Source organism: Streptomyces sp. NPDC051320, from assembly GCF_040682175.1.
Lineage (GTDB): Bacteria > Actinomycetota > Actinomycetes > Streptomycetales > Streptomycetaceae > Streptomyces.
The window spans coordinates 133,549-154,340 of sequence record NZ_JBFBAL010000001.1; the positions used below are offsets into that span (position 1 = coordinate 133,549).

At 69.0% G+C, this 20,792-nt stretch carries 23 protein-coding genes and 5 tRNA genes; 7 read left to right on the forward strand and 21 right to left on the reverse strand.

Annotation, left to right across the window (positions count from 1 at the left end; genetic code table 11):
* Nucleotides 1-33: 33 nt before the first annotated feature.
* The 4 genes from coaD to AB0M87_RS00600 all read right to left on the reverse strand — a co-directional run bounded on the left by coaD (nucleotide 34) and on the right by AB0M87_RS00600 (nucleotide 5,062).
* On the reverse strand, nucleotides 34-513 hold the full coding sequence (gene coaD / locus AB0M87_RS00585) for a pantetheine-phosphate adenylyltransferase (RefSeq protein WP_365849837.1): 480 nt from the start codon (nucleotides 511-513) through the stop codon (nucleotides 34-36).
* Nucleotides 514-539: 26 nt separating this feature from the next.
* On the reverse strand, nucleotides 540-1,124 hold the full coding sequence (gene rsmD, locus AB0M87_RS00590; RefSeq protein WP_365848967.1) for a 16S rRNA (guanine(966)-N(2))-methyltransferase RsmD: 585 nt from the start codon (nucleotides 1,122-1,124) through the stop codon (nucleotides 540-542).
* A gap of 67 nt (nucleotides 1,125-1,191) precedes the next feature.
* Nucleotides 1,192-3,363: an ATP-dependent DNA helicase RecG gene (recG, locus tag AB0M87_RS00595; RefSeq protein ID WP_365848969.1), complete on the reverse strand. Its 2,172-nt coding sequence runs from the start codon at nucleotides 3,361-3,363 to the stop codon at nucleotides 1,192-1,194.
* A gap of 70 nt (nucleotides 3,364-3,433) precedes the next feature.
* Complete coding sequence (locus tag AB0M87_RS00600; RefSeq protein WP_365848971.1) at nucleotides 3,434-5,062, reverse strand: DAK2 domain-containing protein; 1,629 nt, start codon at nucleotides 5,060-5,062, stop codon at nucleotides 3,434-3,436.
* 234 nt (nucleotides 5,063-5,296) lie between these two features.
* Here AB0M87_RS00600 and rpmB point away from each other — a divergent pair, with 234 nt between their 5' ends.
* On the forward strand, nucleotides 5,297-5,482 hold the full coding sequence (gene rpmB, locus AB0M87_RS00605) for a 50S ribosomal protein L28 (protein ID WP_015036441.1): 186 nt from the start codon (nucleotides 5,297-5,299) through the stop codon (nucleotides 5,480-5,482).
* A 126-nt stretch (nucleotides 5,483-5,608) separates the two neighbouring features.
* Here the strand turns inward: rpmB and thiD are convergent, their stop codons facing one another.
* Both thiD and AB0M87_RS00615 read right to left on the reverse strand, forming a co-directional pair.
* Nucleotides 5,609-6,397, reverse strand: a complete 789-nt coding sequence (thiD, locus tag AB0M87_RS00610; RefSeq protein ID WP_365848972.1) for a bifunctional hydroxymethylpyrimidine kinase/phosphomethylpyrimidine kinase — start codon at nucleotides 6,395-6,397, stop codon at nucleotides 5,609-5,611.
* On the reverse strand, nucleotides 6,394-7,359 hold the full coding sequence (locus AB0M87_RS00615; RefSeq protein WP_365848973.1) for a thiamine-phosphate kinase: 966 nt from the start codon (nucleotides 7,357-7,359) through the stop codon (nucleotides 6,394-6,396). The genes thiD and AB0M87_RS00615 overlap by 4 nt, the downstream gene beginning before the upstream one ends.
* Before the next feature lie 222 nt (nucleotides 7,360-7,581).
* Between AB0M87_RS00615 and AB0M87_RS00620 the strand changes: the two genes are divergently transcribed.
* A complete protein-coding gene (locus tag AB0M87_RS00620; RefSeq protein ID WP_365848975.1) occupies nucleotides 7,582-7,815 on the forward strand; it encodes an Lrp/AsnC ligand binding domain-containing protein in 234 nt (77 codons plus the stop codon).
* 35 nt (nucleotides 7,816-7,850) lie between these two features.
* The gene (locus tag AB0M87_RS00625) at nucleotides 7,851-8,321 is read left to right on the forward strand and encodes a DUF3515 domain-containing protein (protein ID WP_365848977.1); all 471 of its coding nucleotides are present in this window, start codon (nucleotides 7,851-7,853) and stop codon (nucleotides 8,319-8,321) included.
* Between the two features lie 12 nt (nucleotides 8,322-8,333).
* Here the strand turns inward: AB0M87_RS00625 and AB0M87_RS00630 are convergent, their stop codons facing one another.
* The 3 genes from AB0M87_RS00630 to AB0M87_RS00640 are packed head-to-tail and all read right to left on the reverse strand — an operon-like array spanning nucleotide 8,334 to nucleotide 11,276.
* Nucleotides 8,334-9,491 (reverse strand): D-alanine--D-alanine ligase family protein, encoded by a 1,158-nt coding sequence (locus AB0M87_RS00630; protein ID WP_365848978.1) that lies wholly within the window; start codon nucleotides 9,489-9,491, stop codon nucleotides 8,334-8,336.
* A gap of 34 nt (nucleotides 9,492-9,525) precedes the next feature.
* Complete coding sequence (locus AB0M87_RS00635) at nucleotides 9,526-10,527, reverse strand: NAD(P)H-dependent glycerol-3-phosphate dehydrogenase (protein WP_365848980.1); 1,002 nt, start codon at nucleotides 10,525-10,527, stop codon at nucleotides 9,526-9,528.
* Nucleotides 10,524-11,276: a lysophospholipid acyltransferase family protein gene (locus AB0M87_RS00640; RefSeq protein ID WP_365848981.1), complete on the reverse strand. Its 753-nt coding sequence runs from the start codon at nucleotides 11,274-11,276 to the stop codon at nucleotides 10,524-10,526. Before AB0M87_RS00640 ends, AB0M87_RS00635 begins: the two co-directional genes overlap by 4 nt.
* Nucleotides 11,277-11,414: 138 nt before the next feature.
* Here AB0M87_RS00640 and cofC point away from each other — a divergent pair, with 138 nt between their 5' ends.
* Entirely contained in the window at nucleotides 11,415-12,089 is a 675-nt protein-coding gene (gene cofC / locus AB0M87_RS00645; RefSeq protein ID WP_365848983.1) for a 2-phospho-L-lactate guanylyltransferase, read from the forward strand.
* 9 nt (nucleotides 12,090-12,098) lie between these two features.
* Entirely contained in the window at nucleotides 12,099-12,302 is a 204-nt protein-coding gene (locus AB0M87_RS00650; RefSeq protein WP_365848984.1) for a hypothetical protein, read from the forward strand.
* Nucleotides 12,303-12,405: 103 nt separating this feature from the next.
* Here AB0M87_RS00650 and AB0M87_RS00655 read toward each other — a convergent pair whose 3' ends face one another.
* The 4 genes from AB0M87_RS00655 to leuC form a co-directional block, all read right to left on the reverse strand.
* Complete coding sequence (locus AB0M87_RS00655; RefSeq protein ID WP_365848985.1) at nucleotides 12,406-13,023, reverse strand: HU family DNA-binding protein; 618 nt, start codon at nucleotides 13,021-13,023, stop codon at nucleotides 12,406-12,408.
* Between the two features lie 125 nt (nucleotides 13,024-13,148).
* A complete protein-coding gene (locus AB0M87_RS00660) occupies nucleotides 13,149-13,394 on the reverse strand; it encodes a hypothetical protein (RefSeq protein WP_365848986.1) in 246 nt (81 codons plus the stop codon).
* Nucleotides 13,395-13,498: 104 nt separating this feature from the next.
* Complete coding sequence (gene leuD / locus AB0M87_RS00665; RefSeq protein ID WP_365848987.1) at nucleotides 13,499-14,092, reverse strand: 3-isopropylmalate dehydratase small subunit; 594 nt, start codon at nucleotides 14,090-14,092, stop codon at nucleotides 13,499-13,501.
* 5 nt (nucleotides 14,093-14,097) lie between these two features.
* On the reverse strand, nucleotides 14,098-15,522 hold the full coding sequence (gene leuC / locus AB0M87_RS00670) for a 3-isopropylmalate dehydratase large subunit (protein ID WP_365848989.1): 1,425 nt from the start codon (nucleotides 15,520-15,522) through the stop codon (nucleotides 14,098-14,100).
* Nucleotides 15,523-15,695: 173 nt separating this feature from the next.
* Between leuC and ndgR the strand changes: the two genes are divergently transcribed.
* Together ndgR and AB0M87_RS00680 are read left to right on the forward strand one after the other, a co-directional pair.
* Entirely contained in the window at nucleotides 15,696-16,412 is a 717-nt protein-coding gene (gene ndgR / locus AB0M87_RS00675) for an IclR family transcriptional regulator NdgR (RefSeq protein WP_365848990.1), read from the forward strand.
* A gap of 214 nt (nucleotides 16,413-16,626) precedes the next feature.
* A complete protein-coding gene (locus tag AB0M87_RS00680) occupies nucleotides 16,627-16,875 on the forward strand; it encodes an SCO4226 family nickel-binding protein (RefSeq protein WP_365848992.1) in 249 nt (82 codons plus the stop codon).
* A gap of 79 nt (nucleotides 16,876-16,954) precedes the next feature.
* Here AB0M87_RS00680 and AB0M87_RS00685 read toward each other — a convergent pair.
* The 8 genes from AB0M87_RS00685 to AB0M87_RS00720 form a co-directional block, all read right to left on the reverse strand.
* Nucleotides 16,955-17,027 (reverse strand) — tRNA-Glu (locus AB0M87_RS00685).
* A 28-nt stretch (nucleotides 17,028-17,055) separates the two neighbouring features.
* Nucleotides 17,056-17,127, reverse strand: a tRNA-Gln gene (locus AB0M87_RS00690).
* Between the two features lie 8 nt (nucleotides 17,128-17,135).
* Nucleotides 17,136-17,208, reverse strand: a tRNA-Glu gene (locus AB0M87_RS00695).
* Between the two features lie 61 nt (nucleotides 17,209-17,269).
* Nucleotides 17,270-17,342, reverse strand: a tRNA-Glu gene (locus AB0M87_RS00700).
* Nucleotides 17,343-17,376: 34 nt separating this feature from the next.
* A tRNA-Gln gene (locus tag AB0M87_RS00705) sits at nucleotides 17,377-17,448 on the reverse strand.
* Between the two features lie 85 nt (nucleotides 17,449-17,533).
* Nucleotides 17,534-18,253, reverse strand: a complete 720-nt coding sequence (locus AB0M87_RS00710) for an HAD family hydrolase (RefSeq protein WP_365848993.1) — start codon at nucleotides 18,251-18,253, stop codon at nucleotides 17,534-17,536.
* A gap of 147 nt (nucleotides 18,254-18,400) precedes the next feature.
* Complete coding sequence (gene gltX / locus AB0M87_RS00715; protein ID WP_365848995.1) at nucleotides 18,401-19,927, reverse strand: glutamate--tRNA ligase; 1,527 nt, start codon at nucleotides 19,925-19,927, stop codon at nucleotides 18,401-18,403.
* Nucleotides 19,920-20,705: a fumarylacetoacetate hydrolase family protein gene (locus tag AB0M87_RS00720; RefSeq protein ID WP_365848996.1), complete on the reverse strand. Its 786-nt coding sequence runs from the start codon at nucleotides 20,703-20,705 to the stop codon at nucleotides 19,920-19,922. The genes gltX and AB0M87_RS00720 overlap by 8 nt, the downstream gene beginning before the upstream one ends.
* Between the last annotated feature and the right edge of the window lie 87 nt (nucleotides 20,706-20,792).

Genomic DNA, 20,792 nt, shown 5'->3' on the forward strand with positions numbered 1-20,792 from the left:
CCGCCCGACACCTGGTGACGGCCTGTCAGTTCGTCACTTCTCGCCGAGCCGCTGCGTCAACGCGGTGTGGACCACCGGCGGCAGCAGATGCGCAACGTCTCCGCCCCAGGTCGCGACCTCCTTGACCAGGCTCGAGGAGAGAAAGCTGTAGGTCGGATTGGTCGGTACGAACAGTGTCTCGACCCCCGAGAGACCATTGTTCATCTGGGCCATCTGCAGCTCGTAGTCGAAGTCGCTGACCGCCCGCAGGCCCTTCACGATGGCCGGGATGTCGCGCTGCTTGCAGAAGTCGACGAGCAGGCCGTGGAAGGACTCGACCTCGACATTTCCGAAATCGGCGGTGACCTGACGGATCAGGTCGATCCGCTCCTCGACGGAGAACAGGCCCCGCTTCGACTGGTTGATCATCACGGCCACATGTACGACGTCGTACAGCTTCGACGCCCTGCCGATGATGTCGAGATGGCCATTGGTGATGGGGTCGAATGACCCCGGACATACGGCGCGGCGCAACTGAAGTCCCTCGCTCCCGGGTCCGGTCATCGTGCGTCTTCGCACGTAGAGGCGGCGCGACCGTACCAAAGCGTGCCCTCGCCATAACGACGGGCCCGCAAAGGCTCAAAACCCTTGGGCCACTTGAATTCTCCGCTTCTCGTGCTCCGTTCCACCGTGGCGACGGCATCGTCCGCCAGCCACCCCTGGGCGCGGAGTGTGAGCAGGATCTCGCAGAGATCTTCCTGAGTGACGGCGTAGGGCGGGTCAAGGAAAACCACGTCGTACGGCTCGGCCGGCGGGGGGCCCGTCACGATCTGTTCCGCTTTGCCGGTCCGCACTTCCGCCCCGGGGAGACCGAGCGTGCGCACGTTGGCACGGACCGTGGCGGCGGCCCGGCCGTCCGCCTCGACCAGCAGAGCGTGCACCGAACCGCGGGACAGCGCCTCCAGGCCGACGGCGCCGGACCCCGCGTACAGGTCGGCGATCCTGGTCCCGCGAAGTGTCCCGAGGAGTGACTCCCAGGTCGAGAAGAGCCCCTCGCGCGCACGGTCGGACGTGGGGCGGGTGCCGTTGCCCGGCGGGACGGCCAGACGCCGTCCGCCTGCCGTGCCGGCGATCACGCGGGTCATCTCGATCCTTCTCGGTGAGCTGAGCGATTCGCAGCGCTGTGCGATCGGGTCTGTCCCGCTCAGTCTCTCAGCCCTTGTCGAGATACTGCTCGCGCTCCTGGTCCAGCAAGGCGTCCAGCGCGATCCGCAGCTCGGGCAGGTGCGTGAGCCCGGGGTCCGCCGCGACGACCGCGGCGGCCTCCTCGCGGGCGGCCGCGATGACCTCCTCGTCGTCGATGACGGCGAGCATCCGCAGTGACGACCGCACACCGGACTGGGCCTGGCCCAGCACGTCGCCCTCCCGCCGCTGTTCGAGGTCGATACGGGAGAGCTCGAAGCCGTCCAGCGTGTCGGCCACCGCGCCGAGTCTGGCTCGTGCCGGACCGGCCTCGTGGGCCTCGCTGACCAGCAGGCAGAGACCGGGCGCCGAACCACGGCCCACCCGGCCGCGCAGCTGGTGCAGCTGCGATACGCCGAACCGGTCAGCGTCCATGATCACCATGACGGTCGCATTGGGCACGTTGACCCCCACCTCGATGACCGTCGTCGCGACCAGAACGTCCACTTCGCCCGCCGAGAAGCGGCGCATCACCGCGTCCTTGTCGTCGGGCGCCATCCGGCCGTGCAGCATCTCGACGCGGAGCCCGGTCAGCGGACCTCTGGTGAGCTGCTCGGTGATCTCCACCACGGCGAGCGGCGGCCGCTTGTCCGCCTCCTCCGCCTGCTTCTTCTTCGGCTCGTCCTCGCCGTCCCCGATGCGCGGGCACACGACGTACGCCTGGTGGCCCTGGCCGACCTCCTCCCGCACTCGCTCCCACGCCCGGGACAGGAAATGCGGCTTGTCCCGGGCCGGTACGACATGGGTGGCGATCGGCGAGCGGCCGGCGGGGAGCTGGTCCAGGACCGAGGTCTCCAGATCGCCGAAGACGGTCATCGCGACCGTACGCGGGATGGGGGTCGCGGTCATGACCAGCAGATGCGGGGGCTGCTTGCCCTTGCCGCGCAGGGCGTCGCGCTGCTCCACGCCGAACCGGTGCTGCTCGTCGACGACGACCAGGCCCAGGTCGTGGAACTGCACCTTGTCCTCGATCAGCGCGTGGGTGCCGATCACCAGACCGGCCTCGCCGGTGGCCAGGTCCAGCAACGCTCTGCGGCGGGCGGCGACCCCCATGGAACCGGTGAGCAGGACCACCTTGGTGCCCAGCTCCGAGCCGCCGATCATGCCGCCCTCGGCGAGCTCGCCCATCATCTCGGTGATGGACCGGTGGTGCTGCTGGGCGAGCACCTCGGTGGGCGCGAGCATCGCCCCCTGACCGCCGGCGTCGACGACCGCCAGCATGGCCCGCAGTGCGACCAGCGTCTTACCGCTGCCCACCTCGCCCTGGAGCAGCCGGTGCATCGGATGCTCGGTCGCCAACTCGTCGAAGATCTCCCTGGAGACCTTCTGCTGGCCCTCGGTGAGGGTGAACGGCAGGGTGGCGTCGAAGGCGTCGAGCAACCCGCCCGGCACGGGTTTCCTTGCCACCGCGGGGAGTTGGGTCTCCGCGTGCCGCCGCCTGGCGAGGGCGACCTGCAGGACGAACGCCTCGTCCCATTTCAGCCGGTCCCGCGCCGTCCGGATGTCCGCCTTGGTCTGCGGGCGGTGCACCTTCCGCAGCGCGTCGGGCAGCGTGGTCAGCCCACGGCCCTCCCGCAGCGCGGGGGGCAGCGGATCGGCGGCCTCCGGGGCGCTCGGCAGTACCGCGTCGACCGCCTTGGCGATCTTCCAGGACTCCAGCCCCTTGCAGGCGGGGTAGACCGGGATCAGCTCGTTCGCCCAGGCCTCGACGGTCCCCGCGTCGGTGTCGTCGTCCAGCAACTCGTACGTCGGGTGGGCCAGCTGCAGCTTCTGGTTGAACCTGGACACCTTGCCGGCGAACATCGCGCGGCGGCCGGGCAGCAGGTCCTTGTGCGGTTTGTGGATGCCCTTGCCGAAGAACACCAGCTGCAGCCGGCCGCTGCCGTCGGTGATGTTGACCTCGAGGCGTTTGCCGCGGCCCTGGTTGAACGTCAGGACACGGGCGTCGGCCACCCGGGCGAAGACCGTGACGTGCTCGTCCAGCGGCAGTTCGGCGAGGGGCGTCAGCTCGCCCCGCTCGGCATATCTGCGGGGGTAGTGGTGCAGCAGGTCGCCGACGGTGTGCAGGTCGAGCTGCTCGGCCAGCACCTTGGCGGTGGGGGCGCCGAGCGTGTTCTTCAGGGATGCGTCAAGAGCGGGCACGGATCCATTGCACACCATGGGTCCGACAGCATGGTTTCTTCAGCGGGGCGATTCTCTGTCCGGGGCGGAGCTACTCGACGCCGATCAGCAGCGGCGCCGCCTGGCTGCCGCCGCGATAGACCACCGTGTCCACGGCCAGATGCCCCTCCCTGACGAACCTCTCCAGCCGGTCGGCGAGCGTCGAGGGCGCGGCGTCCCCCAGTACCAGGGTGACCAGTTCGCCTCCGGCCGCCAGCATCCGCTGGAGCACCGTCTCCGCCGTGCCGGCCAGGTCCGTACCGATCACCGCCACGTCGCCGTCGATCAGGCCGAGCACATCGCCCGCCTGGCAGACGCCGGCGGTCGTCCAGGACTGCCGCTCGGCCGCCGTGAGTTCGCCGTAGCGGGTGGCGCCCGCGGCCGCCGTCATCGCGACCACGTCCTCGTCGAAGCGGCGCTCCGGTTCGTGCACGGCCAGCGCCGCGATGCCCTGGACGGCGGACCGGGTGGGGATCAGCGCGACCCGTACGCCTTCCGCTCTGGCCTGCTCGGCCGCGGCCGCTGCCGTGTGCCGGAGCTCGGCGTCGTTGGGGAGCAGCACCACCTCCCGGGCGTGCGCCCGCCTGATCGCGTCGACCAGTTCGCCGCTGGCCGGCAGCTCACCCGGGCGTGCGAGCACCGTCGTCGCGCCGGCCTCCGCACAGAGGCCCGCGAGGCCTTCACCGGGGACCACGGCGACCACCGCGCGCTGTGCCTGCTCCGGGGGCAGCGTCGCCGGCCCGAAGTGGGTGATCCGGATACGGTGCGGGCGCCCCGCTTCGAGGCCTGCCTCGACGGCCGCACCGGCGTCGTCCACATGCACATGGACGTTCCACAGGCCGTCGCCGCCGACAACCACCAGCGAGTCCCCGAGCCCGTCGAGCCGGGCACGCAGCCGGGCCACCGCATCCTCGTCCGCCTCCAGGAGGTAGATCACCTCGAAAGCGGGGCCGCCGCCGGCCGGGCAGTCGTCGGTGAAGTGCGGCGGCAGCGCGGGGGCGGCACGCCGTCCGACGGCCGCGGGCACCTCCCCGGAGAGCGCGCCGACCAGCGCGGCGAGGACGTCGACCAGACCGCGCCCGCCGGCGTCGACCACCCCGGCGCGACCGAGTACGGCCAGCTGCCCCGGGGTCGCGTCCAGCGCCGTGCAGGCCCCTGCGTACGCCGCGCGCGCGACGGCCGTGCTGCCCGGTCCCGGTTCTGCCGCGGCGGCGTCCGCCGCCGCCGTGGCCACCGTGAGCACGGTTCCCTCCACGGGGTGGGCGACCGCCCGGTAGGCCGATTCGGCTGCCCGGCGAAGTGCTTCGCGCAGGAGCTCGGCGTGATCATCGTCACCTGTAGCGGCGCCGAACACCTCGGCCATGCCGCGCAGCAACTGAGCCAGGATCGTGCCCGAATTGCCGCGGGCTCCGATCAGCGCGCCGTGTGCCATGGCCCGGACCGCGTCGGCGAGCGCCGGGGCCGAGGTCCCGGGGACGGTCTCGTGCGCGGTGAAGACCGCTTCCACCGCGGCGGCCGCCGACTCCACCGTCAGGTAGAGGTTGGTTCCGGTGTCCCCGTCGGCGACCGGATAGACGTTGATCGCATCGATGGCCTCGCGGTCCCTGCCCAGCGCCTCCAGTGCCAGTGAGCACCAGGTGCGCACCGCGACGGCGTCGATATCGTCGGGGGGCTGCGGCACCTGGCGTCCTCCTTGAGCAGCGGGGTTGCACCGCAGGGTAGACCCGGGTCGCGGGCCGAGGGCCGGGAAGGGGGCAGCGGTGGGCATGGTAGTTTCGTATCTCCGAAGCAGTCGTTGTATGCTGCTTCGGTTGCCCGATGAGAATCGGGCCATTCCCCCGGTTCGCCACTTCAGATAATGATTCCGGCGCGCCGGATTTCACTGTAAGTGCACCTGAAGTCTTTGGAGTGACCCGTGGCTGCCAACTGCGACGTCTGCGGCAAGGGGCCGGGCTTCGGCAACAACATTTCGCACTCGCACCGCCGTACGCCCCGTCGCTGGAATCCAAACATCCAGCGCGTGCGTGCCGTGGTCGGTCGGACGCCGAAGCGGCTCAACGTCTGCACCTCGTGCATCAAGGCCGGCAAGGTCTCGCGCTAACGCCGGACGTTTCGTCGTTGCGCAGCCCCTTGCGGTTGCCTTGAAAAAGCCGGTCCACCTCGGTGGACCGGCTTTTTCGCATGCCCGGTTCTTCGCATGCACGGGCGGCACCGTCCTGGGGACGTCCTAGGGACGGAAGCGCCAGCCGTGGTCGACCGGGCCGATGCCGCCGCCCAGCGCGAAGCCCGCAGCGATGGCGCCGGTCACGTACTCCTTGGCCGCGGTGACCGCATCCGGGACGGCGAGCCCGCGGGCCAGGTAGGAGGCCACCGCGGAGGCCAGGGTGCATCCGGTGCCATGGGTGTGACGGTTGTCGTGCCGGGGAGCGCGCAGCCAGTGCTGCTCGGTGCCGTCGGTCAGCAGGTCGACCGCTTCGCCCATCAGGTGGCCGCCCTTGATCAGCGCCCAGCGCGGTCCGTACGACAGCACCGCGGCCGCCGCCTGCGGCAGATCGTTCTCGGTCCGCACCTGTACGCCGGTCAGCTGGGCGACTTCGTCGAGGTTCGGGGTCGCGACGGTGGCTCTCGGCAGCAGCTTCGTCCGTACGGCGTCGAGCGCGGAGGCGGCGAGCAGCGGGTCGCCGTGCTTGGAGACGCCCACCGGGTCGACGACCACCGGCGCGTCCGTCTCGGCGAGCAGGGCGGCGACGGTCTCGACGAGCTCCGCCGACGACAGCATTCCGGTCTTCACGGCCTGCACACCGATATCGTCGACGACGGCACGGTACTGGGCCCGTACGGCGTCGGCAGGCAGCTCCCACGCCCCGTGCACCCCCAGTGAGTTCTGCGCGGTGACGGCGGTGAGCACACTCATTCCGTGCACCCCCAGCGCCAGCATCGTCTTGAGGTCGGCCTGAATACCTGCGCCGCCACCGGAGTCGGAGCCCGCCACGGTCAGGACCAGGGGCGGCGTCATGCCGGATCATCCCCGAAGTGGTCCCAGCCGCCCTTGCTGGTCCACGGCGCTCCGTCGACGGTCACCTGGGGCAGCGCCGAGGGGTTGAGCACCTCGCCGATCACCTTCCAGCGGGCGGGCAGTTTCACGTCGGGAGGGAAGGTGGCGACCATCGCGTGGTCCTCTCCCCCGGTGAGCACCCACTGCAGCGGATCGACGCCGACCGCCTGCCCGATGTCGTTCATCTGGGTGGGGATGTCGATGAGCCCGGCCCGCAGGTCGATGCGCACCTTGCTCGCTTCGGCGATGTGACCGAGGTCGGCCACCAGACCGTCGCTGACATCGGTCATGGCGGTGGCGCCGAGCCCGGCGGCCGCGGGGCCGGCGTGGTACGGCGGTTCGGGGCGGCGGTGGGCCTCGACGAAGGCACGCGGTGAGCGGAAACCCCGGGAGAGCACGGCGTATCCGGCGGCGGACCAGCCCAGCCATCCGGTGACGGCGACGACATCGCCGGGCTGGGCACCGGCCCTGGTGACCGGCTCGTGGTTGCGCAGATCACCGAGTGCGGTGATGGAGACGGTGATGGTCTCACCGCGTACGACGTCGCCGCCGACCACGGCCGCCCCGGCGACCTGGCACTCGTCGCGGATCCCGTCCATCAGCTCGGCCGGCCAGGTGACCGGGAGTTCGGCGGGCACGACGAGGCCCAGAAGTATCGCGGTGGGTACCGCGCCCATGGCCGCGATGTCAGCGAGGTTCTGGGCCGCGGCCTTGCGGCCCACGTCGTATGCCGTGGACCAGTCGCGGCGGAAGTGCCGGCCCTCGAGCAGGATGTCCGTACTCGCCACCACCCGCCGGTCGGGTGCGGCCACGACCGCGGCGTCGTCGCCCGGTCCCAGTCGTACCGCCGGGGTGGTGGTGAGCCGGGAGGTGAGCTCTCTGATCAGCCCGAACTCGCCGAGTTCCCCCACGGTGCCCTTCATGGTTGTTACCCCTTCTGCCCCAGTGCGCTTGCGGTCGCGAGCCATCACTGCTGTAGGTACCGTCAATACGTACGTCAACTCTGTTCCTCATACGCCCCGAACGCGGCGACTGCCGGATGCGCGGGTCTCCCCGTGGTGCGGAACGACGCGATACCGTGGCGTCCCTTCGTCCCCCACATGATCTTGTCCCCGCATGATCCTCGTGGCCGCCTTGGAGGTTCCGTGGTACAGGCGTACATCCTTATCCAGACCGAAGTGGGCAAGGCGACAACCGTCGCCGAACTCGTCGGCAAGATTCCCGGAGTCATCCAGGCCGAAGACGTGACAGGACCCTACGACGTGATCGTGCGCGCGCAGTCCGACACCGTGGACGAACTCGGCCGGATGGTGGTCGCGAAAATCCAGCAAGTGGAGGGCATCACCCGCACCCTGACCTGCCCGGTCGTGCACCTGTAGCTCCCGTCCGGAACCGACCCGTCTACGCTGAGCCGGTGAAGTCCTCCCGCCACCGGTTCCTGCCTGTTCCCGTCTGCGCGCTGCTGCTGGCCGCCGCGGGCTGCTCATCGGGGGACGACGCGGCCTCCGTCGCGGTTCCCGAGCCGCCCGCGGACCAGGTCGCCGTGTGCAAGGCGCTCGACAAGAAACTGCCGAAGACCGTGGCCGGACATGCCCGCAGCGATCCCTCGCCCGAGTCGGAACTCACCGCCGGATGGGGGGACGCGGCGATCGTACTGCGCTGCGGCGTCCCCCGGCCCGACAAGATGGACGACCCGAACGCGCAGGCGGTCGACGCGAACGGCGTGAACTGGATGGTGGAGCAACAGGACAGCGGCACCCGGTTCACGACCACCTATCGCAAGGCCTACATCGAGGTGACCATGGGCCCGGAGTACGCCCATGACGTCACCCCGCTCTCCGACTTCGCGAACGCCGTCAAGAAGACGGACCCGTCCGTCCTGTGAAGGGCAGCTCGCTCAGCGCAGCCCCGTCGGCCGGTTCAGCGCTGCCTGGATCAGCCGGTCCACCAGTTCCGGGTAGCCGATCCCGCTCTCCTGCCACATCCGTGGATACATCGAGATCGGGGTGAAGCCCGGCATCGTGTTGATCTCGTTGATGACGAACCCGCCGTCCTCGGTGAGGAAGAAGTCGGCGCGCACCAGGCCCTCGCAGGACGTCGCGTCGAACGCGGCCACCGCCAGGCGCTGTACCTCCGCGGTCTGCTCCGGGGTCAGCGGCGCCGGCACCATGCCGTTCGCCGCGTCGATGTACTTCGCCTCGAAGTCGTAGAAGTCGCAGGAGGTGACCGGTGGGATCTCGGCGGGCACGCTGGCCCGCGGCCCGTCGTCGAACTCCAGCACCCCGCATTCGATCTCCCGGCCGTGCAGCAGTGACTCGACGAGGATCTTCGGATCATGGCGCTGCGCCTCCTCGACGGCCTCGTCGAGACCCGCGAGCGAGTCGACCTTGGAGATGCCCATCGAGGAGCCGCCACGTGCGGGCTTGATGAAGAGCGGCCAGCCGTGCTCGCCGGCGAAGTCCACGATCCGTTTACGCGCTGCCGCCGGGTCGCGGTTCCACTCGCGGGGGCGGATCACCTCGTACGGACCCACCGGCAGTCCGTAGGAGATGAACACCCGCTTCATGTACTCCTTGTCCTGGCCGACGGCCGACGCCAGCACGCCCGCGCCGACATAGGGCACACCGGAGAGTTCGAGGAGCCCCTGCAGCGTGCCGTCCTCGCCGTAGGGACCGTGCAGCACCGGGAAGACGACGTCGACGTCGCCCAGCGCCTTGGGCACCGATCCCGGCTCGCTGTAGACGACTTCACGATTGCCGGGATCGACGGAGAGCACCACGGTGCCGTCGGTGCGCTCGGCGAGCCCCGCCACGGTCGGCAGCGTGCGTTCCTGGATCGCCATCCGCTCCGGATCATCCGCGGTCAGCGCCCATCGGCCGTCCGTGGTGATGCCGATGGGCAGCACGTCGTACTTTTCGCGGTCGATGGCGCGCAGGATCGCGCCGGCGGTGACCACCGAGATGGCGTGTTCGGAGCTGCGTCCGCCGAATACGACCGCCACACGCGGCTTACGACGCTGCTGCTCAGGGTTCTGGGAGGAGTTCTCGCTGCTCATATCGCGTTGAGCGTACCTGCTGGTACGAATTCAGTCAGCGACGCTCGGCCTTGGCGCTGCGCGCCATGAGCTCCTTCAGCGCGACGACCGGCGCCTTCCCGTTGTGAACGATGTCCACGACGGTTTCGGTGATGGGCATTTCAACCTGGTGCCGACGGGCCAGATCGGCCACCGATTCACAGGATTTGACGCCTTCGGCCGTCTGGCTGGTGGCCGCGATGGTCTGCGAGAGAGTCATGCCCCGGCCGAGGTTCGTGCCGAAGGTGTGGTTGCGCGAGAGCGGTGAGGAGCAGGTGGCGACCAGGTCGCCCAGACCGGCGAGACCGGAGAAGGTCAGCGGGTCCGCCCCCATCGCCAGGCCGAGCCGGGTGGTTTCGGCCAGACCACGGGTGATCAGTGATCCCTTGGCGTTGTCGCCGAGGCCCATGCCGTCCGCGATGCCGACGGCGAGCCCGATCACGTTCTTGACGGCGCCGCCCAGTTCGCAGCCGACCACGTCGGTGTTGGTGTAGGGGCGGAAGTACGAGGTGTGGCAGGCGGCCTGGAGACGCTGGGCGACCGCCTCGTCCCGGCAGGCGACCACGGCCGCGGCCGGCATCCGGCGGGCGATCTCCTTGGCCAGATTGGGCCCGGTGAGGACGGCGACGCGATCGGCGGGGACCTTGGCGACCTCCTCGATCACCTCGCTCATCCGCTTCGCGGTGCCGAGTTCGACGCCCTTCATCAGCGAGACCAGCACGGTGTCGGCCGCCAGCAGTTCCGCCCAGTCGGCGAGGTTGGCCCGCACTGTCTGCGACGGCACGGCGAGCACCGTGAAATCGGCGTCGCGCGCGGCCTCGGCAGCATCGGTGGTGGCACGCACCGAAGCGGGCAGCACGGTCCCGGGCAGATAGTCCGGGTTGGTACGGGTGGTGTTGATCGTGTCCACGAGCCCGGCGCGGCGGCCCCAGAGGGTCACCTCGCATCCCGCGTCGGCGAGGACCATGGCGAATGCCGTGCCCCAGGATCCGTTGCCGAAGATGGCTGCTCGCGTCACTTGGTGCCCTCCCCTGCGGCCCTGCGCCGCTCTTCCGTACGGGCCTTGCGGTGATCGTAGGGCTCGGCGGGGGCCTTCTCCTCGCGCAACTCCTCCAACAGGGAGGTGACTGCGGCCATGATGACCGCGGTCGCCTCCCGCAGCACCTCGGGGGCCGGCTCCATGCCGTAGAAGCGCGCGAGATCGACCGGTGGCCCCGCCTTGACCTGAAGGGTTTTCCGCGGGAAGAAGCGGAATTTCTTCTCCTTGGCGTACGGCGGCATCGCCAGGTTGGCGCCCCACTGGGCCACGGGGATCACCGGGGCCTTGGTGAGCAGCGCGGCCCGGGCGACTCCGCTCTTCGCGGTCATCGGCCACTGTCCGGGGTCGCGGGTCAGGGTGCCCTCGGGGTAGAAGGCGACACATTGACCGCGCTCGACCGCGTCAACGGCGGCCCGGAAGGCACCGAACGCGTTGGACGAATCGCGATACACCGGGATCTGCCCGGTCCCGCGCAGCAGCGACCCGACGACCGGCACGTCGAAGAGCGCGGCCTTGGCCAGGAAGCGGGGGACCTTGCCGGTGTTGTACTGGAAGTGTCCGTACGAAAACATGTCCAGATAGGAATTGTGGTTGACGGCGGTGATAAATCCGCCGTCCACCGGAATGTGTTCCATTCCGCTCCAGTCCCGCTTGAACAGAACCAGCAACGGCGGTTTTGCGATGACCGCCGCCAGGCGGTACCAGAAGCCGATTCTGCGGCGGGACACTCGGACACCTTCCTCTAGGACCACATGGCCGCCCGGTTACCGAACGTCAAGTCCGGCCCCAGGCCCCTGCGCTGTCGACAACACCGTACGCCCGGCCCGGCCCCGCCGGTATCGCGGGCTCGGGCCACAATAGGGCCGATGGCGAACTTGGATCGGGACGCGAACTGGTCCCTGGTCGTACCCCTGAAGCCCTTGGCGCTGGCGAAGAGCAGACTTGCTCCGACGGCGGACGACGGTGTACGCCCCGGGCTGGCTCTCGCATTCGCCCAGGACACCGTGGCGGCGGCACTGGCTTGTTCTGTCGTCCGCGATGTGGCCGTAGTCACCAATGACGTACGCGCCTCGGAGGAACTGGCGGCACTGGGTGCCCGGATTGTGCCGGATATTTCCGCGACCGGCCTCAACGGCGCGCTCGCGCACGGTGCCCGCGCGGTCCGCGCCCTGCGCCCCGGAGCGCCGGTGGCCGCACTCAATGCGGATCTTCCCGCGCTGCGGCCCGCCGAATTGCGACGGGTGCTCGAGCGGGCAGTTGATTTCCCACGGGCATTCCTGGCGGACGCCACCGGAATCGGCACCACTTTGCTGGCGTCCGGACCCGGGGTGGAATTGCGCCCCGCTTTCGGCGGCCGGTCACGGGCCAGACATTCCGCGTCGGGCGCCGTGGAAATGGTGCTCGACGGTGTCGCTTCGGTACGCCAGGACGTGGACACCGGCGAGGATCTGCGGGCCGCTGCCGTGCTCGGGCTCGGCCGGTACACGTCCCAGCGGTACCCGGCGGCCGCCGAACTCCGGCTGCCGCCCGCCAGGCCGTAAGCTGCCGACATGCAGGCGACCGCGTACACGTACGACCCCGAGACCCGCAGCGGCAGCGTGCTGCTCGACGACGGCACCCCGGTGGATTTCGACGCCCCGGCCTTCGATGCGGGGGGTCTACGACTGCTGCGGCCCGGTCAGCGGGTACGGATCGAGATCGCCGGCGAGGGCGATACCCGGCAGATCACCCTGGTGACACTGCAGACGTTCTGACCCGGAGCCCGGAAAACGCTCAGAACACGGAACACTCGGAACAACGCACCGCGGGCCGGGCTCCCCAGGGGAGACCGGCCCGACGCGTAGGTGGCCGTGCCGCTCACTTCTTCCGTGCGGTGGCCTTCTTGGCGGTGGTCGTGCGCGCTGTGGTCTTCTTCGCAGGCGCCTTCTTGGCCGGGGCCGTCTTCTTGGCCGTGGTCTTCTTGGCGGGTGCGGCCTTCTTCGCAGCGGCGCTGGTCTTCTTGGCGGTGGTCTTCTTGGCGGGCGAGCTCTTCTTCGCAGTGGCCGTCTTGGCCGGCGTGGCCTTCTTCGCCGTGGTCTTCTTGGCCGCCGCCTTCTTGGTCGCCGCCTTCTTGGCCGCGGACTTGGAGATGGTGGGAGGAGGTCCGGAGAGGCTGCCCTTGGGAGCCTTCTTCACGGCCACATCGTTCTTCGGGAGCTTCTTCGAACCGCTCACCAGGTCCTTGAAGCCCTGTCCCGCACGGAAACGCGGCACCGAGGTCTTCTTGACCCGCACCCGCTCGCCCGTCTGCGGGTTGCGGGCGTAACGGGCCGGACGGTCGACCTTCTCGAACGAACCGAAGCCGGTGACCGAGACCCGGTCACCGGCGACCACCGCACGGACGAGTGCGTCCAGTACCGCGTCCACCGCGTCTGCGGCCTGCTGACGGCCACCGAGCTTGTCGGCAATGGCCTCTACGAGCTGCGCCTTGTTCACGTCTTCCCCTTCGGAGACATTGCCAGAACGAAACTGTTCAGGCTTTTTCGCACGTTAGGCAGATATATACCGCAAATCAAACACGAAACGGTCTAATCACCCTTGTGCCGCAACGAACTGAACCGTTACGGAGACCCGTCAAGGGAGTTGCCATCGGGGAATCGACCCTCGTCGAGGTCCTTCATCAACCGATCCAGCCGCGTTGCCGCATCGGTGAGATCGTGCTTCGCCGCGGCCGTGATGACCAACAGCTTCCGGGACAGCGCCATCCTTACGCCCTCCGGGACTTGCAGTTCACGCACCCGTGTGTGTGCTTGTTTCAGTTGTTCGGCGACTTCCGCGTAGAGCTTGAGTTGGTTGTCGCTTCCCATGCACCGATTGTGCCATCTGGGGCGAGTTGTCGCCCGACAGGGGCTCAACAAGCGACTGCGCCCCCTGCCGGTCGGCAGGGGGCGCAGTCCTGAAAAAGCGCTGCTCAGGCGTCAATTGTACGCGGCTTGAAGGCGGGGCGGGCCGCCTCGTAAGCCGTGATGTCCGCTTCGTTCTGCAGGGTGAGACTGATGTCGTCCAGACCGTTCAGCAGCCGCCAGCGGGCGTTCTCGTCGAGGTCGAAGTCCGCGTTGATGCCCTCCGCGAGCACCTTCCGCTGCTCCAGGTCCACGGTGATCTCCGCGGTGGGGTCGGCCTCGGTCAGCTCCCAGATGGCGTCCACGAACTTCTGGTCGAGGACCACCGTCAGCAGACCGTTCTTCAGCGAGTTACCGCGGAAGATGTCGGCGAACCGGGACGAGATGACGGTCTTGAAGCCGTAGTTCTGCAGAGCCCAGACGGCGTGCTCACGCGAGGAACCGGTACCGAAGTCGGGCCCCGCGACCAGCACCGATGCGCCCTTGCGCGCCGGGCGGTTGAGGATGAACTGCGGGTCCTTGCGCCAGGCCTCGAAGAGCCCGTCCTCGAAGCCGTCCCGGGTGACCTTCTTCAGCCAGTGCGCCGGGATGATCTGGTCGGTGTCGACGTTGGAACGGCGCAGCGGAACGACTCGGCCGGTGTGCTTGGTGAAAGCTTCCATGGTGATCAGGCCTCCACGAGGGACGGAACGTCGGACAGGTCGGCCGGCGAGGCGAGATGACCCAGCACCGCGGTGGCCGCGGCCACCTGCGGGGAGACCAGGTGGGTACGGCCGCCCTTGCCCTGCCTGCCCTCGAAGTTTCGGTTGGACGTGGACGCGGAACGCTCGCCGGGCGCGAGTTGATCGGGGTTCATGCCCAGGCACATCGAGCACCCCGCGTGCCGCCATTCGGCGCCCGCAGCGGTGAAGACCTTGTCCAGACCCTCCGCCACGGCCTGCAACGCCACCCGAACCGAGCCGGGGACGACGAGCATCCGGACACCATCGGCAACTTTGCGGCCCTCCAGCAGGGCGGCCGCGTTGCGCAGGTCCTCGATACGGCCGTTGGTGCAGGAACCTACGAAGACCGTGTCGACCTTGATGTCACGCAGCGGCTGCCCGGCCGTCAATCCCATGTATTCCAGGGCCTTCTCGGCGGCCAGGCGCTCCGAAGCGTCTTCGTAGGAAGCCGGGTCGGGGACGCTGGCGGTGAGCGGCGCGCCCTGGCCCGGGTTGGTGCCCCAGGTGACGAACGGGGCCAGTTCGGCGCCGTCGATGAACACCTCGGCGTCGAAGACCGCGTCGTCGTCGGTGCGCAGCGTCTTCCAGTACTCGACCGCCGCGTCCCACTCGGCGCCCTTCGGGGCGTGGTCGCGCCCCTCCAGGTAGTCGAAGGTGGTCCGGTCCGGAGCGATCATGCCCGCCCGCGCGCCGGCCTCGATCGACATGTTGCAGATGGTCATGCGGGCTTCCATCGACAGCTTCTCGATGGCGGATCCGCGGTACTCCAGGATGTAGCCCTGGCCGCCGCCGGTACCGATGCGGGCGATGATCGCCAGGATCAGGTCCTTGGCGGTGACGGAGTCGGGCAGTTCGCCCTCCACCGTGATGGCCATCGTCTTGGGGCGGTCCAGCGTCAGCGTCTGGGTGGCCAGCACGTGCTCGACCTGTGAGGTGCCGATGCCGAACGCCAGCGCGCCGAAGGCGCCGTGGGTGGACGTGTGGCTGTCGCCGCAGACCACCGTGGTGCCCGGCTGGGTGAGGCCCAGCTGCGGTCCCACCACATGCACGACGCCCTGCTCCACGTCGCCGAGCGGGTGCAGCCGCACACCGAAGTCCGCGCAGTTCTTGCGCAGCGTCTCCAGCTGGGCCCGGGAGACCGGGTCCGCGATCGGCTTGTCGATGTCGAGCGTCGGGGTGTTGTGATCCTCGGTGGCGATGGTGAGGTCGAGGCGCCGCACCGGCCGGCCGTTCTGACGCAGGCCGTCGAAAGCCTGCGGGCTGGTCACCTCGTGCAGCAGGTGCAGATCGATGAAGAGGAGGTCCGGCTCGCCTTCGGCGCGCCTGACGACATGGTCGTCCCAGACCTTCTCCGCGAGTGTCCTACCCATCGCTTTCCCTCCGGCCGGCGTCTTCGCCGGCCCAACTAGACATCGGGCGTCCCCGTCCGAACCCCCGTACCGGGCGGAAAACTGCGGGCCGTTGTACGGCCGCCCCTACAGGGTCGCAAGGTCCGTGGAAAATTGAACTTGCGTTTCACAGAGTGAGACGCGAGTATCGTTGCATGGACAACTCTAGCGGCGTCGGCGTTCTCGACAAGGCAGCTCTGGTACTGAGCGCTCTGGAGTCCGGCCCGGCCACCCTCGCCGGGCTGGTCGCGGCGACCGGGCTCGCACGACCCACGGCACATCGGCTTGCCGTGGCACTGGAACACCACCGACTGGTGGCGAGGGACATGCAGGGCCGGTTCATTCTCGGCCCGCGGCTTTCGGAACTCGCCGCCGCGGCGGGCGAGGACCGACTGCTGGCCACGGCAGGACCGGTATTGACGCATCTGCGCGATGTCACGGGTGAGAGCGCCCAGCTCTACCGGCGCCAGGGCGACATGCGGATCTGTGTGGCGGCGGCCGAGCGGCTGTCGGGCCTGCGGGACACCGTGCCGGTCGGCTCCACGCTGACCATGAAGGCCGGCTCCTCCGCCCAGATCCTGATGGCCTGGGAGGAGCCCGAGCGACTGCACCGGGGCCTGCAGGGTGCCCGCTTCACGGCGACCGCCCTCTCCGGCGTGCGACGCAGGGGCTGGGCCCAGTCGATCGGTGAGCGCGAACCGGGTGTCGCCTCGGTCTCCGCACCGGTGCGCGGGCCCTCGAACCGCGTGGTCGCGGCCGTCTCCGTATCCGGACCGATCGAGCGGCTGAGCCGCCACCCGGGCCGGATGCACGCCCAGGCGGTCATCGACGCGGCCGGCCGCCTGTCCGAGGCCCTTCGCCGCGCCGGCTGACCGGGATATCGCCTTCCCTTGTCCACAAAGGCCGCCCCGGCGCCGTGGCGGCTCTCCTCGCCATACGCTTCACGCCCACTGCGGGTGCGACAGACCGCGGCAGGGCGCAGGATGGTGATTACGGCGGGTCGTATCAGTGGCCCGGCCGGCAGCATGTTCGGCCGGAGCAGCCTCCGCACCCGCACCAGGACGGACTGCGAAGGGCGTGGGGACGATGACCGAGTTCATCGACGTGCACCACGGTATGCAGGGCATCACGAGCGACCAGTTGACGGAAGCCCACCGGGCGGACCTCGCCATCGAGGGCGAAGAGGGCGTGCACTTCAAGAAGGCATGGGCGGACCCTGATTCGGGCACCGTGTACTGCCTGTCCGAGGGCCCGACGGCGGAAGCCGTGCAGCGCGTTCACGAGCGCGCGGGCCACAGCGCCGACGAGATCCATCCGGTGCCGCTCAACGCCTGATCGCGGCTTCCCGGCTCGCACGGGATCCCCCGGCATGCAAAAAGGTCCTTCACCGATGTGAAGGACCTTCTCTGTTCTGTACCCCCGACCGGATTCGAACCGGCGCTACTGCCGTGAGAGGGCAGCGTGCTAGGCCGCTACACAACGGGGGCTTGTACCAATATGTGCGTGGATGGTGCGCTGGGCTACCAGGACTCGAACCTAGAATGACGGTACCAGAAACCGTTGTGTTGCCAATTACACCATAGCCCATGGTGGAGTACCCCCGACCGGATTCGAACCGGCGCTACTGCCGTGAGAGGGCAGCGTGCTAGGCCGCTACACAACGGGGGCCCTGGCGATCCTGCATCAAGTCCATCGGGTGCGACCCTGATGATCTCGCGGGAAGGATCTGTACCCCCGACCGGATTCGAACCGGCGCTACTGCCGTGAGAGGGCAGCGTGCTAGGCCGCTACACAACGGGGGCTTGTACTGCAAGATGGGTTACTACTGGTCTTGCGCTGGGCTACCAGGACTCGAACCTAGAATGACGGTACCAGAAACCGTTGTGTTGCCAATTACACCATAGCCCACTGAAACGCAAGCCCTAGGGGCTTCATTTCTGTCTGCGCTTCCCGGCCGGATCTTTCGGCCCGCTCGGGTGGCGCAGGAAGAACATTACCTGAAGGTGGACGGCGCTCCAAAACGAGTATCGCGCCGCAACAGGGCCGGAAGCTGGTCGAGACCGCTGATCGTGACGAGCTCCGGCCGGCCCCCGAGTCCCGCCCGGTCGAGCCAGACCGCCGCGAGCCCGGCCGCGAGCGCACCGGCCGCGTCGATGTCCGGATGGTCTCCTACGTGCAACACCTCGGCCGGCGCCAGGTGAAGCGCGTCACAGGCGGCGTGGAACGCTCCCGGGTCCGGCTTGGACACCCCGAGTTCGACCGCACAGAGCAGGACCTCGAACCGGTCCCGCACGCCGAGGGTGCGCAGCTTGCGGTCCTGGTTGTGGGTGGAGGAGTTGGAGAGCACCGCATGGCGGTAGTCGGCCGCGAGCAGCTCCAGCGCCGGCAGGAAGTCGGGGAAGAGCGCCCACGCGGCCTCGTAGTGCGCGAGGTGCCGAGCGAACCAGCCGTCGGCCTCCGCATCGCTCAGATCCCTGCCCAGGAACGAGCGGACCCGGTCCCGCCGCTGCCCTTCCCAGTCCGTCTCCCCCGCGGAGAACCGCGCCCACTGCACATCAGTGATCTCGCGCCACCGGACGAGGGCCTCCTCGATGGAGGCGTACCCGTCGGGCAACCCCTCGGCCCGCAGGTGCCGGCGCATACCGGTGCGGTCGGCGCTGGTGTAGTCGAAGATCGTGTCGTCGATGTCCCAGAGGACCGCGCGGATCGGCATACCCCGAACGTACCGCGTCAGCGGCGAGCGCGGTGGGGGGCCGCGAGCGGCCGGCCCGTCCCGCCGCCGCGCGCAGAGCCCCCTGGGAGTGCCGCTTTTCAGCCCGACTTCGCGACATCGCAGGGGGCTCCGTGTCGGAGCACTCGGCTAGGCGGAAAGCTTCGCCAGTGCCGCGTCGATCCGGGCCAGTGACCGCTCGCGGCCCAGGATCTGGAGGGACTCGAAGAGCGGCAGGCCCACCGTGCGGCCGGTGACCGCGACGCGGACCGGGGCCTGGGCCTTGCCGAGCTTCAGGCCGTGCTGCTCACCGGCGGCCAGGACGGCCGCCTTGAGCGCCTCGGGGCTGCTCCAGTCGGCGTCGGCCAGGTTGGCGCGGGCGGTGGTGAGGAGGGCGATCGGGTCGCCCTTCATCGCCTTGGCCCAGGACGCTTCGTCGTCGACCGGCGTATCGCGGAAGAGGAAGTCCACGTTGGCGGTGATGTCGGAGAGGACGGTGAGGCGGGTCTGGGCGTAGGGGGCGATGGCCTCCCAGGCGGCCTGGTCGAAGTTCTCTGCCGGCCAGTTGGCGTGCGGGGCGCGCAGCCAGGGGGTGCAGGCCTCGGTGAAGGTCTTCACGTCCAGCAGGCGGATGTGATCGGCGTTGATCGCCTCGGCCTTCTTCAGGTCGAAGCGGGCCGGGTTCGCGTTGACATCCGCGATGTCGAACTTCTCGACCAGTTCGGCCACCGTGAAGATGTCCTTGTCCGCGGAGAACGACCATCCCAGCAGGGACAGGTAGTTGAGCAGTCCCTCGGGGAGGAAGCCGCGCTCGCGGTAGAGGTTCAGGGATGCCTCGGGATCGCGCTTGGACAGCTTCTTGTTGCCTTCGCCCATGACGTACGGGAGGTGACCGAAGAGCGGGACGTCCTTGGCGACACCGATCTCGATCAGTGCCTGGTAGAGCGCGATCTGGCGCGGGGTCGAAGACAACAGGTCCTCGCCGCGCAGGACGTGGGTGATCTCCATCAGCGCGTCGTCCACCGGATTGACGAGCGTGTAGAGGGGGGCTCCGTTGGCGCGGACGATGCCGAAGTCCGGGACGTTCTCCGGGGCGAAGCTCAGGTCGCCGCGCACCAGGTCCGTGAAGGTGATCGTCTCGTCGGGCATCCGGAAGCGGACGATGGACGTACGGCCCTCGGCGCGGTACGCCTCGGTCTGCTCGGCGGTGAGGGCCCGGCAGTGGCCGTCGTAGCCCGATGGCCGGCCGGCCTTGCGGGCGGCCTCACGGCGCTCGTCGAGTTCCGCGGTGGTGCAGTAGCAGTCGTAGGCGTGGCCCGCGTCCCGGAGCTTCTTCGCGACGTCCGCGTAGATGTCCATCCGCTGCGACTGGCGGTACGGCGCGTGCGGGCCGCCGACCTCGTCGGGCCCCTCGTCCCAGTCGAGCCCGAGCCAGCGCAGCGAGTCGAGCAGCTGGTGGTACGACTCCTCGGAGTCACGGGCCGCGTCGGTGTCCTCGATGCGGAAGACCATGGTGCCGCCGGTGTGCCGGGCGAACGCCCAGTTGAACAGGGCGGTGCGGACCAGGCCCACATGGGGGTTACCGGTGGGCGAGGGACAGAAGCGGACGCGTGGGGATGCCCCCTGTCCGAGCGGAGTCGAGGACTTGGGGGAAGGGGAGCCGGATGCGCTAGCCACGCTTGACAACCTTGTTGGTGAGAGTGCCGATGCCTTCGATGGTGACGGCGACCTCGTCGCCGACGTTGAGCGGTCCGACTCCGGCCGGGGTGCCGGTCAGGACGACGTCTCCGGGGAGCAGCGTCATGGCCTCGGTGATGTTGACGATCAGATCCTCGATGGAGTTGATCATCTCGCTGGTGCGGCCGAGCTGGCGCTGTTCACCGTTGACGGTGGCCTGGATGGTGAGGTCGGAGGGGTCGAGTTCGGTCTCCACCCAGGGGCCGAGCGGGCAGGAGGTGTCGAAACCCTTGGCCCTGGCCCACTGCTTCTCGCGCTTCTGCACGTCCCGGGCGGTGACGTCGTTGGCACAGGTGTAGCCGAAGATGACGTCCTTGACGCGCTCGCGCGGGACCTCCCGGCACATCCGGCCGATGACCACGGCAAGCTCGGCCTCGTGGTGCAGCTCGGCGGAGAAGGTCGGGTACTCGATGGCGTCGCCGGAGCCGATCACCGAAGTGGTGGGCTTGAAGAAGGCGAACGGAGCGTCGGGGACCGCGTTCCCGAGTTCCGCCGCGTGCTCCGCGTAGTTGCGGCCGAAGGCCACCACCTTGTTGGGGAGCACGGGGGGCAGCAGCCGGACCTTGCTCAGCGGGACCTTCGTGCCGGAGCGCTCGAAGTCGGCGTACGGAATGCCCTTGATGATGTCCAGGACCGGACCGGCGGTACCGCCGGTCCCTTCGTCCTCGACCACGCCGAAGGCGACATTGCCGTCGATGGAGAATCTGGCGATGCGCACGAGTGCTGTCGCCCCTCACTTACTGGCTGGCTGGAGTCTGACGCTCCAGGCTAGCGCGGGCAGGAAGGGGCGGTCGCGCCATTGCTG

Excerpts from the sequence above, each read along its gene's own strand:
- leuD (WP_365848987.1), bottom strand. The coding sequence starts at position 14,092 with ATGGAAGCTTTCACCAAGCACACCGGCCGAGTCGTTCCGCTGCGCCGT.
- cofC (WP_365848983.1), top strand. The coding sequence starts at position 11,415 with ATGGCGAACTTGGATCGGGACGCGAACTGGTCCCTGGTCGTACCCCTG.
- AB0M87_RS00660 (WP_365848986.1), bottom strand. The coding sequence starts at position 13,394 with ATGGGAAGCGACAACCAACTCAAGCTCTACGCGGAAGTCGCCGAACAA.
- ndgR (WP_365848990.1), top strand. The coding sequence starts at position 15,696 with ATGGACAACTCTAGCGGCGTCGGCGTTCTCGACAAGGCAGCTCTGGTA.
- AB0M87_RS00710 (WP_365848993.1), bottom strand. The coding sequence starts at position 18,253 with ATGCCGATCCGCGCGGTCCTCTGGGACATCGACGACACGATCTTCGAC.
- AB0M87_RS00615 (WP_365848973.1), bottom strand. The coding sequence starts at position 7,359 with ATGAAGGGCACCGTGGGGGAACTCGGCGAGTTCGGGCTGATCAGAGAG.
- AB0M87_RS00650 (WP_365848984.1), top strand. The coding sequence starts at position 12,099 with ATGCAGGCGACCGCGTACACGTACGACCCCGAGACCCGCAGCGGCAGC.
- rsmD (WP_365848967.1), bottom strand. The coding sequence starts at position 1,124 with ATGACCCGCGTGATCGCCGGCACGGCAGGCGGACGGCGTCTGGCCGTC.
- leuC (WP_365848989.1), bottom strand. The coding sequence starts at position 15,522 with ATGGGTAGGACACTCGCGGAGAAGGTCTGGGACGACCATGTCGTCAGG.
- AB0M87_RS00630 (WP_365848978.1), bottom strand. The coding sequence starts at position 9,491 with ATGAGCAGCGAGAACTCCTCCCAGAACCCTGAGCAGCAGCGTCGTAAG.
- AB0M87_RS00680 (WP_365848992.1), top strand. The coding sequence starts at position 16,627 with ATGACCGAGTTCATCGACGTGCACCACGGTATGCAGGGCATCACGAGC.
- thiD (WP_365848972.1), bottom strand. The coding sequence starts at position 6,397 with ATGACGCCGCCCCTGGTCCTGACCGTGGCGGGCTCCGACTCCGGTGGC.